Annotated in this window: 11 protein-coding genes and 1 pseudogene; 5 read left to right on the top strand and 7 right to left on the bottom strand. The window is 39.4% G+C overall.

The features are described from left to right. Nucleotides 1-340 precede the first annotated feature (340 nt). Nucleotides 341-1,732 (bottom strand): ISLre2 family transposase, encoded by a 1,392-nt coding sequence (locus CYJ57_RS06480; RefSeq protein WP_101954593.1) that lies wholly within the window; start codon nt 1,730-1,732, stop codon nt 341-343. 443 nt (nt 1,733-2,175) lie between these two features. Here CYJ57_RS06480 and CYJ57_RS06475 point away from each other — a divergent pair, with 443 nt between their 5' ends. Then, nucleotides 2,176-3,750: an ABC transporter substrate-binding protein/permease gene (locus CYJ57_RS06475; RefSeq protein WP_101954592.1), complete on the top strand. Its 1,575-nt coding sequence runs from the start codon at nt 2,176-2,178 to the stop codon at nt 3,748-3,750. Next, entirely contained in the window at nt 3,728-4,462 is a 735-nt protein-coding gene (locus CYJ57_RS06470) for an amino acid ABC transporter ATP-binding protein (protein ID WP_101954591.1), read from the top strand. Before CYJ57_RS06475 ends, CYJ57_RS06470 begins: the two co-directional genes overlap by 23 nt. Nucleotides 4,463-4,588: 126 nt before the next feature. On the opposite strand, the gene grdA is transcribed toward CYJ57_RS06470, so the two are convergent. The 5 genes and pseudogenes from grdA to selD all read right to left on the bottom strand — a co-directional run. After that, a complete protein-coding gene (gene grdA, locus CYJ57_RS06465) occupies nt 4,589-5,044 on the bottom strand; it encodes a glycine/sarcosine/betaine reductase complex selenoprotein A (RefSeq protein WP_083857198.1) in 456 nt (151 codons plus the stop codon). A 160-nt stretch (nt 5,045-5,204) separates the two neighbouring features. Next, nucleotides 5,205-6,590: an L-seryl-tRNA(Sec) selenium transferase gene (gene selA, locus CYJ57_RS06460; RefSeq protein ID WP_101954590.1), complete on the bottom strand. Its 1,386-nt coding sequence runs from the start codon at nt 6,588-6,590 to the stop codon at nt 5,205-5,207. A 13-nt stretch (nt 6,591-6,603) separates the two neighbouring features. Further along, nucleotides 6,604-8,478 carry a selenocysteine-specific translation elongation factor gene (gene selB / locus CYJ57_RS06455; RefSeq protein WP_101954589.1) on the bottom strand — a complete coding sequence of 625 codons (1,875 nt, stop codon included), beginning with the start codon at nt 8,476-8,478 and terminating at the stop codon, nt 6,604-6,606. Nucleotides 8,479-8,495: 17 nt separating this feature from the next. Further along, nucleotides 8,496-8,780: a putative Se/S carrier protein gene (locus CYJ57_RS06450; RefSeq protein ID WP_006702075.1), complete on the bottom strand. Its 285-nt coding sequence runs from the start codon at nt 8,778-8,780 to the stop codon at nt 8,496-8,498. Between the two features lie 68 nt (nt 8,781-8,848). Further along, a pseudogene (gene selD / locus CYJ57_RS06445) lies at nt 8,849-9,841 on the bottom strand (selenide, water dikinase SelD); the annotation flags it as partial. 473 nt (nt 9,842-10,314) lie between these two features. Here selD and CYJ57_RS06440 point away from each other — a divergent pair. From CYJ57_RS06440 to grdB, 3 genes are read left to right on the top strand one after another with little or no spacing between them, the layout of a single operon-like run. Continuing rightward, entirely contained in the window at nt 10,315-10,707 is a 393-nt protein-coding gene (locus CYJ57_RS06440; RefSeq protein ID WP_006702073.1) for a GrdX family protein, read from the top strand. A 45-nt stretch (nt 10,708-10,752) separates the two neighbouring features. Then, nucleotides 10,753-12,039 (top strand): glycine/sarcosine/betaine reductase component B subunit, encoded by a 1,287-nt coding sequence (locus CYJ57_RS06435; protein WP_006702072.1) that lies wholly within the window; start codon nt 10,753-10,755, stop codon nt 12,037-12,039. 29 nt (nt 12,040-12,068) lie between these two features. Then, nucleotides 12,069-13,361 carry a glycine reductase complex selenoprotein B gene (gene grdB / locus CYJ57_RS06430; RefSeq protein WP_101954587.1) on the top strand — a complete coding sequence of 431 codons (1,293 nt, stop codon included), beginning with the start codon at nt 12,069-12,071 and terminating at the stop codon, nt 13,359-13,361. 74 nt (nt 13,362-13,435) lie between these two features. Here grdB and thrS read toward each other — a convergent pair whose 3' ends face one another. Next, nucleotides 13,436-15,382, bottom strand: a complete 1,947-nt coding sequence (thrS, locus tag CYJ57_RS06425; RefSeq protein ID WP_101954586.1) for a threonine--tRNA ligase — start codon at nt 15,380-15,382, stop codon at nt 13,436-13,438. Nucleotides 15,383-15,671: the final 289 nt, after the last annotated feature.

The following is a 15,671-nucleotide window of genomic DNA, read 5'->3' as shown; positions in this document are numbered from 1 at the left end:
AAGAGCTAATTGAAGTGTAGTGATAATCCCTCGTGATGAAGGACGATGCGCTTTTTGTATCGTCCATCATCACGAGGCAACCAAGCGAAGCGCGGTAGTTTTTAACCCTCTTTCGTTACACGCTAAAAACCCAAAAATCGGGACATATTCATTTGTGCTTGACAGCGCTTTTTTGAATTAAGATAGTGTCAAATTATTGTTGGTTTTCCTCTACCATACTTTTTCATTTCCCTGAACCCAATTTCATTAATTCCATATTTTAACCAGCGTCTTTGACAGCGAGAATTCATTTCGTCGTCTCTAGCTTTCGTTACGAAGACGGGGTTCACTCTATTGGATTTCAATAACCAGCGAGTGTCCCAAAAACCTGTCGACTCCGTGTGTTATTGGAATAGTGTAAGATCGCTACTTTACCACTCCAATCATACTGACGGGCGTATTTTCGCCCCACGCGGCCATCTAATTTATTGACTCTTCGTTCTCTTTCTTCTGTTTTTGTTTGATTTCTTACCCAAGCTTTTAAATCACCACCATTTAGATCATAAGCACGCGCTTTAGCGATGCTTTCTGCGCCTGTTGTACTCCATCCTAGCGGTCGCGAACTTAAACGCGCACTTAACCAATGACTGACGTGACCCTCGGCACTACAACCGATATATTGCGACTCTCTTTGTCTTTGGATCGCATCCCAATTGCCTATTAGATAGCGGCGAACCTTTTGAAGCGTTTGTTTTGAAGATTCGGGTAGCGACGGATCGCTGAGTCGCACTTTGAAGTAGTCCTGTAGATACCCTTTTTCACCTGTATAAAGCCAACGATGTAAAGTGGCGTATAAATGACCATTACTGATACCAACACATGCCTGACGAAGATATTTCACCGTATGATAAGGGTCAAGAACAAAGCGCGTCTGAGTCGGGAGAGTGTCCAACCCTTTCTTAATCCAGTGAGCTCCGTCACCACTTAAATAAAGGGCCGAGCAGGCCGCTAAATCGTATTGTTGGTCGAGATAGTAATAGACATCTTCCCACAATTCCTCGCTATCTTCGTATAAGCCTGTGAATATGCGATGAACATTTAATGCTTTTCGATTACTTGACCCTAAATTTTCTTTGTATCCTTCGTGAACATACGCCAAGCGCATTTCTCGATTCTTCCCATCTTGATAGGCTACATGGTCTTCATCAGCTTCAATGTATAGACAGTCTACCTGACGTTTTTCTCCCACCGGCAACGCAACAGAATCCGGGCAATACTTATGCACAATATTCTTGACGGTCTGACGACGATGAATCCCGATATGTTCGAAACTATCCAGGGTCGCTTGATAAGAATGCTTACTGGCCTTCTCGTAAATGGCTGCCTCTAAATCTAGATCCACGCGCTGGTGAGGTGTGAGCGATAAGTAATCATCCAATAAGTAGCAGAACTCACCCGTTTGCTTATCTTTGTAATAACGCCTTGAAAGTTTGATATCACCGATCAGTGTGGAGATTGTTTTTTCATCATGGCTACGATGAACGCGATATCTTGCTTTTCTGCCAGGGCTTTCAAAAAGTGATTCCTCAATCGTTGCACAGAGATCTTCTCCTAAATCGACCGAGAGTTGACGCATCGTATCGCGAATGGTTTTGATACACGTTGAAAAGTCTACTTCCCCTTGAATCGCTTGATGATATAAATCTGTCATCATTTTACTAATTTCTTGCATAACTTGTGTTACAATATTCATGGATAACCCTCTAACTTTCTGTGTGTTTTGGTTACTAACAGTATAGCAGAGGGTTATCTTTTTTGCTTTTAGCTTACCAACAGTTATTTTACACTAAGCTTCTAAAACTGAATACGAATACAAGCTTCTGAAATACATCATCATTTCTTGCTCAATCTGCCTCAAGACACCCCTAGAATGAGGTAACATATTTTTATATCATTCGTTCAGCTTATTCTGTCAAATCATTATTATGTTTAACTAAAGATAACTAGATGTTATTTGACATAATTCATATTTTCAGGTAATATTGCCGGAGACTTTGTGATATTTGTGGTAAATTTCTAAAATCAACCATAAACAACGCATCCATGTAGTAAATTGCAGGATGCTTTTAAACTTTGTTGAGATAAAAATGATTATTAGCTAATCATCTTGTAAAAAAAGTAAAGGAAAGGATTGCAATGAAAAAAATAATTTATTGGCTGTTGGCCCTATATCTATTGATCCCAATCGGACCCGTAGAAGCCAGCGAAGATGTGTTAAAAGTGGGTATGGAGGTAAATTATGCTCCATATAATTTTTCACAAACCGATGACGCTAATGGTGGCTATCCTATCGCGAATTCTGCAGGAGAATATGCTAACGGCTACGATGTCCAATTCGCTCAAAAAATAGCGGATCACCTCGGGAAAAAGTTAGAAATATACAAAATTGATTGGGACGGCTTAATTCCTGCTTTAACCAGCGGTAAAATCGATGCTATTTTAGCTGGAATGAGCCCTACTACGGAACGACTTAAACAAGTTGATTTCACAGAACCTTACTACAAGGCAAAGATGGTGGTGGTCATTCCTAAAGATTCACCATTTATCAACGCTCAATCAATTAATGACTTTCAAGGGGCAAAAATTACTGGCCAATTAGGAACTTTCCATGCTGAAGTTGTAAATCAAATGGATGGTGTCATTAAACAAGAACCGATGGATTCTTTCCCAACCATGATTGCAGCAACAAATGCAGGCAATCTTGATGGCTATATCTCCGAAGAAGCCGGCGCACTCGCTGCGATCGCTTCAAATCCGAATCTTACTTATTTAAAATTTGAAGATGAAAAAAATTTTAAAACAAGTGATAGCGATACAACTATAGCCGTTGGTTTAAAAAAAGGCTCCCCCCTCACAGAAGTGATTAATGACTATTTAAGTGAATTAGATATCAATCAAGTGCAAGATGAAATTATGAGTGAAATGGTCGATATTACAACCCAAGATGAACATGATTTATCATTTTTTGCCGAAGTTAAAACAATTTGGAGTCAATATTCCCAGCTGTTTCTGAGAGGAATTTTAAATACCTTATTTATTTCAATTGTTTCAACAATTGTAGGCTTTATTATCGGTCTGATTGTCGCAATTATTAGACAGATGGAAACGAATAAACAAACACGTCCTTTTGGCTACTATATGCATAAATTTGTAAACACGCTTTTAACAATCTATATCGAACTCTTTAGAGGAACGCCGATGATGGTCCAATCTGTTATTATATTTTATGGTTTGAAACAGTACTTTGATATTGATTTATCGCCAATGTTCGCAGCCTTATTAATTGTATCCGTAAATACTGGCGCATACTTATCAGAGGTCGTTCGAGGTGGTATTAACTCGGTCGATAAAGGACAATTTGAAGCTTGTAAGGCAATCGGAATGACAAACTGGCAGGCAATGACCAACATTATTCTACCTCAAACCATTAAAACGATTCTCCCTTCATTAGGGAATGAGTTCGTCATTAACATTAAGGATACATCCGTCCTTAACGTTATTTCTGTTACAGAATTATTCTTTATGTCGCGATCGGTTGCTGGTTCAACCTATCAATATTTCCCAACGTACATTATTACGGCACTCATTTATTTAGTTTTAACCTTTACGATTACACGAATTCTCTTACTATTAGAAAAGAAATACAATGAACGTGACTTTATACTAGAATCATCGACAGGAGCTAACAATGTCAATACTAAAAATAACTAACCTTGAAAAAAGCTATGGCGATAACGTAGTACTTAAGGATATCAATATGGAAGTTGAAAAAGGGCAAGTTGTAACCATTATCGGATCTTCAGGATCCGGTAAATCTACCCTACTTCGTTGTCTCAATTTACTTGAAGTCCCTTCCAGTGGATCCATCGAGTATCATGGCCAGAACATTTTAGATCATACTTTTGATTTAAGAAAATACCGTTCACAAGTCGGAATGGTATTTCAAAACTTTAATCTGTTTAACAACAAAAATATTTTAGAAAATTGCATGATTGGACAAGAAAAAGTTCTTGGAATTCCAAAGGATACAGCAAAGAAAATTGCCATCGAAACTTTAGAATCTGTCGGAATGGCTCAGTATATCAATGCCAAACCGAGTCAGATCTCAGGTGGACAAAAACAACGTGTCGCAATTGCGCGCGCACTCTGCATGAATCCTGAAATTCTACTATTTGATGAACCCACCTCCGCATTAGATCCTGAAACTGTTGGAGAAGTGCTTGATGTAATGACTTCCCTAGCTCAAAGCGGGATGACGATGATTATCGTAACCCATGAGATGGATTTTGCTAGGGATGTTTCTGACCGAGTTCTTTTTATGGATAAAGGAATTATTCTAGAGGACCGCTCGGCCAAAGATATCTTTGAAAATCCAAAACACGATCGAACCAAAGAATTTTTAAAACGATTTTTAAATCAATAAATAATGAATCCCCCAGTCGCATTTTGTGATTGGGGGATTTGTTTTAATCTCTTTTCTTTAACACAAAACAAAAACCCCACTCTATGAGTGGGGCTTAATTCTTAAATGTTGAACATAGTTTGGCGCTTACGCGTTACGGATTGATTCCATTTCTTCAATAATTGAATCAACATCTAATACCATTTCCATCATTCCGATTTGTTCATCGTAAACTTCAGGATCAACAAATTCTTTGAACTCAGGCTCTAATGGGTGAACAAACGCTAAGTTTAATGCTACGTTTGTAAGTGGACCTGCGTATGTTGGGTCTCCAGATGTAACAGTTTCTGCTGCAAGTCCTGCTGATTCAGCTTCGCCACCACCGATGACGACTGCTACGTTTTCAGCACCAAATTCTTCAGCTGCTTCTTTAACACGGCGTTGATTTTCCAAATCCATGGCTCCCGCGGCCGTTCAAACGAAACACTCTGTAGAAGAGAAAATTACTTCAGCAGAAGTGCCCTTAAGACATTCTTCAATAGCTTGTCCTGGGATACCATCACGGTCACCAATTACAAGCACTTTTTTGTTTTCAAGTGACATAATATTTCCTCCTATATTCTTGATATGCTTTAAGTTTACCATGAAACAAAACATTGTCAAGCGATTGAATTCACAAGAAATAGAAGCTTGAAACCAAAACCTTGTGATATCAATCACGTAATCGTTTTTATTGTCTTACATAATATTTTGATGATAATTATTAATATTCGGTAAGAATAACGCGTACCTCTTCCACGATGGTATCAAAGTCTGCTAACGAAATGGTACGAACATCAAACTGAATCTTACCATCATGAATTCGCGGAATAATATGATGAGCTGATAAACGCAGCTCACGTTCAAAGGTAGCTTCATCAATTTTTTGCGTAGTTACGTTAACTAGCTTCGTTGGTAAATACTCACCTGGGTAAGATCCCCCACCCACTTGAGAGAAGCCATCTACAATTTTCGCTTCAATACCATCAATTTCTGATAGTTTTTGAGATAGCGATTGTGCACGTTCATTTAATTCATCCATTGAATAGCCCAGCATCTGTAATGTAGGAATCTGTTTAATGGCTTCTGAAGGATTGAGATAAGCGCGTAAAGTTGCCTCCAAGGCGGCAATCGTCACTTTATCAGAACGGAGCGCTCGCAGTAGCGGCGCCTTTTTCAATTGATCAATATAAGATTTTTTACCTGCAATAATTCCAGCTTGAGGTCCTCCGAGGAGCTTATCGCCGCTGAAAGAGACTAAATCATAACCCGCATCAATCATTTCTTTAACGGTGGGTTCATATGATAAGCCCAAATGTTGCAAGTCAATAAGCAATCCACTACCTAAATCATTAAATGCTGGTAAATCATGGGAATGTGCTAATTCAACTAGTTCACGATCTGTAACCGTCTCTGTGAAACCAATCACACGATAGTTACTTGTATGAACTCGTAAAATTGCACCCGTCTCTTCATTAATTCCCACTTGATAATCTTTCAAATGCGTCTTATTAGTGGAACCCACTTCATGTAAAATCGCACCCCCGCTCGAGATTACTTCTGGAACACGGAACGATCCTCCAATTTCAACCAATTCGCCACGCGAAATTAATACTTCTTTACCTTTAGTAAAGGTCGTTAACATTAACATAACAGCGGCAGCATTATTATTCACTAATAGAGCTGATTCTGCTCCGGTCAATTCTGTAATAATTTGCTCGATATGCTCATATCGAGTCCCACGACTGCCTGATTCAATCGAGTACTCTAAATTATTATAGCCTCTTGCAACTTGAACCATCGCATCGATCGCATCTTCAGATAATAATGCTCTCCCTAGATTCGTATGTAAGACGGTTCCAGTCGCATTGATAACACTTTTCAGTGAAGAGGATTTCAAAGTTTCTAATTGCTGCGAAGCTTCATCGATGATTGCAGCATCGTGAATGTCTACCTTATCACCTGATAAAATAGATTGACGCACTTGATCAATTGCTTGCTGTAAAGCCTCCTTAACTCGGTCGTAGGAGTACAAACCAATCAATTCATCAACCGATTGTACCTTCAATAAATCATTGACTGAAGGGAGTTGTCTAAGTATGTCTTTCATTCTATTCTCCTTATTAAGCTAACACGCGGTAATCTTCAATGCGTTTGGTAATGCCATGTTCATCGAGATAATCTAGGAATATTAGCGAATATTTTCGGCTCGTATCCATTAAATCTCTAAACTCGGCTAAAGTAATTTGTCCATGTTCCTGAATATGATGAACGACCGCTTCAACCGCTTGTTCATATACTTCTTTGTGAATAAAGGTAATTCGGTCTAACTGAATAATTTCTTCATCTAATAAAGAATTCAACATTTCTTTACGTTCAGCACTCTTACCAACTAATTCCTCATACGTTGGAGGTTGTAATTGAGCTGTTTTAAGTTCATTGAGCATGGCATCTTTCAGCGCTTGTTGCGCTTCGTCTAACTCAAGTTCGAAATCAGCCGAACGAATAAATTCTCCTTCTATAGCGATTAATCCTCGTGTTTCAAGTTCTTTCATAATCGCACTTAAATCACGCGGTGCGAGCTTATTATAATTTGAACGAAACTCTTCTAAAGGCATGCCATTACGAACCGGATATTTTTCATGGTAATCCTTAAGCAACTGCATCATCGTACCAATTAAATCTTCAATCCGCTCCGTAGAAATATAGCGGTGGCCAAAAAGGGTCAACTGTTCTTGAGCAACTAATTTGTCCAGCGCTTCATCAACTTGTTCAGGTTCTTCATTTAAGTAATCCGCAATTTCGCTAGCGCTAATGGTCGCAAAGGTACGACGATTCATAAAGTCTAAAATAATATCGGATAAATCCCCCGCTTCTTTAATTTCCAGACTTTCAATCACTTCTTCATTGAAACGCTTATGTTTTTGCGGATGAGTATCTAAGACCATCCCTCCTCCAATGGTATCAACTGGCGAGTACGAACGAATAATAAAGTGGTCGTCCCGTTTAACGGCGATTTCTTCTTCCAACCTTAATTGTGCATAGCCATCTGAACCTGGCATAATAATTTCTTGACCTAAAGGAACGACTCGCGCTAACACTTCTCTCGTTCCGATATGTAAGTGAACGCGGTCCCATAGCTCAATCGGTTGATGTGCATGTTCTAAGCAGTGTAATTTAACATCTAACATATAAGTAGGTTCTAATTCATTTTGGCTCAAAACACTACCTCGACCAATATCATCTAGCGTTACTTTTGTTAAGTTTAAAGCGGTTCGATTTCCTGCTTCCGCTACAGGTTGCTCCTCTTCATGAATTTGAATTGAGCGTACTTTTGTTTTGATTCCCGCGGGATATACGAATAATTCATCCCCCACTTTGATTTGACCTTCAATCAAAGTTCCCGTCACAACCGTTCCAAATCCTTTAACCGAAAATGCTCGGTCAATGTTCATACGGGCTGGTAAACTTAACGCTTCACTACGAACAGATTGGGAAACTTCATCTAATACTTGTTTCAATTCATCCAAACCAATGCCTGCAATCGCATCGGTTTCAACGATTGGAGCATTCTCTAATGGAGTTCCTTGAAATTGTTCGTGGATATCGAGATAGACCAAATCTTTTAATTCTGGATCAACATCCGCAACTTTTGTTAAAGCAATGACATAATTTTTAATACCTAATAAGGTCATAATCGCCACATGCTCACGTGTCTGTGCCATAATTCCCTCATGCGCATCAATCACTAACAACACTAAGTCAATCCCAATGGCGCCCGCCACCATATTTTTAATAAATTTCTCATGCCCGGGGACATCGACAATCCCTACACTTTCACCACTTGGTAAATCAAGATGGGCAAATCCTAAGTTAATGGTCAGACCACGTTGTTGTTCTTCTTTAGTCGAGTCAGTCTGAATTCCAGTAAGTGTCTTAATTAACGTACTTTTTCCGTGGTCAATATGACCTGCAGTACCAATTACTACCCGCTTCATGCATTCCCTCCTTTGGATTAATCTTCTTTAGGTTGATAAGGTTCGTAAGTTTTATGTGCTCCGGTTCGATAGACACAATACGGGGCGATTTCTTCAATTAACTGGTGCTCTTGAACTAAATCCCACACTATCGCCATCTCTTCACGTTTTACTAGTAACGCCAACCCACAACTTGCAGAGATAGATTCCGGCGTACCAACAAGGCGAGCTTTACAGCCCGCCTCTTGTACAAGTTTTTCAGTATGAATGGCGACATGAGTATCATCGAAAGCAATTAAATAACGATCAGGTTGTTTATCCATATTTCCCCCTCTAATTGTACATAATAATTAATATCATTATCTTGCGATCGATCAACCATCTTATTTAATTATTTTGATGGTTTGACAATCATCTCAATGTCTTTTCGCTCAATGACTTCCCCAATCACCGCTGCAGGAACACCGCGAGATTTCAAAGCGGCTGTTACTTCATCTGCATAAGATTTAGGGACACTCATTAATAATCCACCGGATGTCTGTGGATCAAGCAATAGTTCTTGGTATGGTTTTGCGACATCATTAAACCGTAACGCATTCGCTAAGAACTTACGGTTTCGTTTGCTGCCTCCTGTTACAATTCCCTGTTCACCGAGCGTAAATGCTTCTTCGATATATGGTAATTGGTCAGCGTATATGATTGCGGTAATATCTGGACGCATCATTTCATGCAAATGACCTAATAGACCAAAACCTGTGACGTCCGTTGCACTTGAGACAGGGTATTCTAACATTACCTCCCCTGCATCACGATTTAAGGTAGTCATCCATTTGATGGCTTCTTCATAAGCTTCGTGACTTGCTTTATCATTACGGTAAGCACCCGTTACAATTCCACTCCCGAGTGGTTTTGTTGTAATTAAAACATCCCCTGCTTGGGTCGAATTATTCATAATCACTTTATCGGGATGCACCAAACCAGTAACAGATAATCCATATTTTGGTGTCGCATCACTAATCGAATGACCTCCTGCTAAAACACATTTGGCATCCGCAACAACTTCCGCACCACCTCGCATAATTTCAGCGAGCATCTCCATATCCCCATCTTGAGGGAAAGCAACGATATTCATCGCAGTAATTGGAGTGCCGCCCATCGCGTATACGTCACTTAAAGCATTCGCTGCAGCAACTTTCCCAAAAATATACGGATCTGGAACCATCGTAGGGAAAAAGTCCAATGTTTGAATCAAGGCAATATCATCTGAAACTTTAAATACAGCTGCATCATCCGCTGAGTCAAAACCAACAATCAACCTTTCGTCCACTTGTCGTGGTAAGCGATCTAATAATCCTGATAAACTATCAGGTCCTAATTTGGCACTTCATCCACCACAAGCAACAAGCTCTTTATATTCTGACATAATATTCCTCCTATGGATACATCTTTATATTATCTATTTCACAAACTATGTTATCATAAAACTCTAAAAAAATTAATGGTTTTGCTTATAAAATCCAACATTAAATGCACTCATCAAAATGATTTTCAAGATGCCATCAATTTCTTATATAATATAAGATGAATTTTAATCAAAATGTAAAGTAATATATGAAACCGAAGCTAAGTGAAAGATTGCACTTTCTATTTCTGTGTGGTACAATCTAAGTAAGAAAGTGCGCTTATTCGTTATGCACTTATTTATACAAATCTTTACTAAATCATATGATAAGGAGATAGGACAGATGATGATCCAAGCGAGTATCCATCATCGGGCGCGTTGACCGGTGATGTAAAACAAGTTTGTTTACTTAGTTGACAAGTTGTTTGAAAATTATTGGTTATTTAAGGAGTATTATGAAGATTATAACGAACAATCCCCTAGTAGCGAAAGAAATCGATAATATCCCGATTGATTTTATTGAAGGATCTTATCGCGATGTGTTGTTAAAGGCGCACCGTGATATCGTCGAAAATTCTTACGCTCTGCTTACCCACCCGTTGAGTGGCAGCATTAAACCAAATGAGACCGTCTATAAGTCAATCATCGTGGCACCCCAGAAAAGCCACTCCGTTGATATGGAGAGCTTAGTCATTGTGGAAAAGGCAATAGATGTTTATGATCATTTCCAGGAAATGCGTAAAACTCCGGATTGGAATGAGCGAATCTTAGAGGACTTTGCAGTTGTAGACTTCCATATTATTCAAGGCGCTATAAGTCAAATACAAGTCCCCCCTCGGTACTTGTAAAACCTTATCTCGGGTTAAAGAGAAATATATAGTTGAGGTGATAGAATGAAGTTAGAATTAGGTAACATCCTAATCAACGATGTCGTGTTAGGTGAAGAATCTAAAGTAGAAAAAAACGTTCTTTACATTAACACGCAAGAAATCATTGATATTGTTCTTGAAGACGAGCACTTAGCTGAGTGTCGCGTTGAGATTGCGAAGCCAGGTGACAGCGTGCGTATTACGCCAGTTAAGGACGTTATCGAGCCACGCGTTAAAGTTGATTCTACAGCTGGAATCTTCCCAGGTGTAATCAACAAAGTTGACACAGTTGGAGAAGGACGTACTCACGTTCTTAAAGGCTGTGAAGTTATGACTGTTGGTAAGATTGTTGGTTTCCAAGAAGGTATTGTTGATATGCAAGGACCTGGAGCAGAAAAAACTCCATTCTCTAAAAATATCAATATCTGTCTTGTAATTGATCCAGTTGAAGGATTAAAACAACATCAATACGAAGAAGCAGTTCGTTTCGCAGGATTCAAGGTTGCAGAATACTTAGGTAAACTAGGTCATGACGTTGAACCAGATGAAATCCATACTTTTGAAACAAAACCTGTTTTCGAACAAGCGGCAGAATTCCCTGACTTACCTAAAGTAGGTTATGTATACATGCTTCAAACACAAGGGTTATTACACGACACTTATGTTTACGGTGTGGATGCTAAGAAGATTGTTCCAACAATCCTTTACCCTACTGAAGTTATGGACGGCGCAATTGTATCAGGTAACTGTGTGTCTGCATGTGATAAGAATACAACTTACCACCACTTAAACAACCCAGTTATCAAGCATTTATACGAACACCATGGTAAAGACTTAAACTTCATGGGCGTTATCATCACTAACGAGAACGTATACTTAGCTGACAAAGAACGTTCATCTAACTGGACTTCTAAATTAGCTGAATACCTAGGTCTTGACGGTGTTATCGTAACTCAAGAAGGTTTTGGTAACCCAGATACTGACTTAATCATGAACTGTAAGAAAATTGAAGCTAAAGGTATCGACACAGTTATCGTAACTGACGAGTATGCTGGTCGTGACGGAGCTTCTCAATCATTAGCGGATGCGGATCCAGCAGCTAACGCTGTAGTTACTGGTGGTAACGCAAACGAATTAATCACTCTACCTCCAATGGATAAAGTCATTGGAATGTTAGATTACGTTGATACAATCGCAGGTGGATTCGACGGAAGCTTACAAGAAGACGGCTCAATTGTTGTTGAATTGCAAGCTATTACTGGAGCTACTAACGAATTAGGCTTCAACGTTCAATCTGCGCGCGGTGTGTAATCTAAACGAATATAAAAGGAGGTAATAGAATGACAAAACGTATTGTACATTACATCAACCAGTTCTACGCTGGTATTGGTGGAGAAGAAAAAGCTGATACAAAACCATTCAAAGAAGATGGCCCTGTCGGACCTGGTCTTGCGTTTGGTAAAGTATTAGAAGACGCTGAAATCGTTGGTACAGTAGCTTGTGGTGACTCATACTTTAACGAGCATCCAGAAGCAATCGACGAAGTTATCGAAATGATTAAATCATTCAACCCTGACTTAGTAATCGCAGGTCCTGCATTTAACGCGGGTCGTTACGGGGTTGCAGCAGGTGCTGTAGCAACTGCAGTGATGGAACGTTTAGAAATTCCTGCAGTTACAGGTATGTACGAAGAAAACCCTGGGGTTGAAATGTATAAGAAAGTTCCTTACATTGTAGGAACTGGTAACTCTGCAGCAGCAATGCGTAAAGCTGTTCCAGCTATCGCTAAAGTTGTTAACAAATTAATCGCTGGTGAAGAACCAAATCCTGAAGAGGACGGTTACTTCGTTCGTCACCGTAAAAACTACCATGCAGATAAGATTGGTGGACAACGTGCGGTTGAAATGTTAATTAAGAAAATGAAAGGCGAAGAATTCGAAACTGAATTCCCAATGCCTGAATTCGACAACGTTGAACCAGCAGCAGCAATTAAAGATATTACTAAAGCTAAGATTGCGATCGTATCTTCTGGTGGACCTGTTCCACATGGTAACCCAGACCGTATCGAATCTTCATCAGCATCTAAATTTGGTCGTTATGACATTGCGGGTGTTGATGACTTAGTAGAAGGTGAATGGGAAACAGCTCACGGTGGTTTCGACCCTGTTGTAGCTAACGAAGATATGGACCGTGTTATCCCTGTTGACGTTTTACGCAACAAAGAGAAAAACGGTGAAATTGGTGAATTATTCCACTACTTCTACTCTACTGTTGGTAACGGTACTGCCGTTGCAAACGCAAAAGCATTCTCTGAAGATATCGCTAAAGAACTTCACGAAAATGGCGTAGATGCTGTTATCTTAACCTCTACTTGAGGGACCTGTACACGTTGCGGAGCAACGATGGTAAAAGGTATCGAAGCAACTGGTATTCCTGTGGTTCACATGTGTACTGTTGTTCCAATCTCTCAAACAGTTGGAGCGAACCGTATCGTTCCTACAATTGCTATTCCTCACCCACTTGGAAATCCAGCATTGGATAAAGAGGAAGAATACAAACTACGTGAGAGATTAGTTGACAAAGCACTTAACGCTTTAACAACTCCTGTTTCAGGTCAAACTGTATTCGATTAATTATAATTTAATCAAACAAAATACCGCTGGTCACAAGTTTTGTGACCAGCGGTTCTTTATTTTGATTTATTTAATTATTGATTAATTCGACTCTTCGAAGTAACATCATCACTTAAGTATTGAATAAATTCTTCATAAGACATACTCAATTGGTCTTTCGATGAATATTGGCGAACATTTACGGTACCGTCCTCTACTTCCTGATCTCCAATTACTAGTTGATATGGAATCTTAGATGTTTGGGCTTCGCGGATCTTATAGCCCAGTTTCTCATTACGTAAATCCATCTCAACTCTAAATCCTTTACTGCGTAAATCATGATAGATTTCTTCAATTCGATTACCATGCGCTTCTACGTTGACTGGAATTAACTTCACTTGAGTAGGAGCTAACCATGTAGGGAACGCCCCTTTGTATTCTTCAATTAAGTATGCCACAAATCGTTCCATTGTTGACACAACGCCTCGGTGGATAACGACTGGACGATGCGTATTTTGCCCATCTTCTCCTACATAGGTTAGGTCAAATCGCTCTGGTAAGAGGAAGTCTAATTGAACAGTTGAAAGAGTTTCTTCCATTCCAATCGCCGTCTTCACTTGAACATCTAATTTAGGTCCATAGAAAGCCGCTTCCCCTTCTGCTTCGAAGTAATCTAAGTCAAGCTCATCCATTGCTTCTTTTAACATGGTTTGTGCTTTTTCCCACATTTCATCATCGTCAAAGTATTTTTTCGTGTCATGTGGATCGCGGTAACTTAAGCGATAACGATAATCGGTAATGTTGAAATCTTCATAAACCTCTTGGATTAAACGTAATACTCGAATAAATTCTTCTTTAATTTGATCCGGACGAACAAAGATATGTGCATCGTTTAAGGTCATTTCACGCACACGCTGTAAACCAGATAATGAACCTGATTTTTCATAACGGTGCATCATACCCAGCTCAGCAATTCGAAGTGGCAATTCACGATAGGAATGGATATCATCTTTATAAATCAACATATGATGTGGGCAGTTCATTGGACGTAAGACTAACATCTCGCCGTCACCTAAATCCATCGGTGGATACATATCTTCGTGATAATGATCCCAGTGCCCTGATGTTTTGTATAAATCAACATTTGCCATAATTGGCGTATAGACATGGTCATACCCTAGCTCTGTCTCTTTATCAACAATATAGCGTTCAATCACTCGGCGAACTGTTGCGCCATTCGGTAACCAAAATGGAATCCCTTGGCCAGCTTCTTGGCTAATCATAAAGATTCCCAGTTCTTTACCTAAACGACGATGATCGCGCTCTTTAGCCTCTTCTCTTAATCTTAGAAATTCGTCTAATTCCTCTTGGGAGAAGAACGCTGTCCCATAGACGCGTTGCATCATTTTATTGTCTGAATTTCCTCGCCAATATGCTCCGGCCAGTGATAATAATTTAAAGACTTTTATTTTGCCAGTAGATGGAACATGGCCACCGCGACATAAGTCAGTAAATTCTCCTTGTTGGTAAACAGTAATGACTTCGTCCTCAGGTAAATCATGAATTAATTCTTGTTTATACGGATCCTTAGCAAAAATTTCTAGCGCCTCTTCACGCGATACTTCACGTCCTTCAATCGGATAATTTTCTTTAACAATTTTTTTCATCTCAGCTTCGATTCGCGGTAAATCTTCTTCAGTAATCGTCGTCGGGCTATCGGTATCGTAGTAAAATCCAGAATCAATAAATGGTCCTACTCCAAAATGAATTCCTGGATACAAGCGAGTCAAAGCTTGCGCTAGTAAATGCGCTCCGGAGTGACGAAGTAACTCCAAAGCTTCAGGATCTTTCTCAGTAATCAAACGAATCGTACCATCACGTAAGATCGGCTCATGGCAATCTACCCATTCGTCATCTAACTTCGCTGCTAACGTCGCTTTTTGAAGCGATTTAGCAATCGATCCTGCCACATCTTCTACCGTAATTCCTTGTTCGTAAGTGCGTTGATTTCCATCCGGAAATGTTAGTGTTATTTGAGACATCATAATTCCTCCTTTTTAAAAATAAAAAATCCCATTGATTGCCATAACAATCAATGGGACGTTAATAACGTGGTTCCACCCAAACTTTAATAATCTGACGATTATCCTCAGTCACTTAACGCGTGATCACGATCTTAACTACTCTTCTATGCAATTCGCATAGTGGTTCATCAAGATTCTAATGAAGGGGTCTTTACTTAGTGAGCGAAGATGTTACACCAACCCATCTCTCTCTATAAACAACTCAAATAAGTAACGCTGTCTTCATTATTAGATAACTTATAATACC

Source organism: Falseniella ignava (assembly GCF_002847645.1).
GTDB classification, from domain to species: domain Bacteria; phylum Bacillota; class Bacilli; order Lactobacillales; family Aerococcaceae; genus Falseniella; species Falseniella ignava.
The sequence above is the reverse complement of the archived record's forward strand: the minus strand, read 5'-3'. Positions and strand labels throughout refer to the sequence as shown.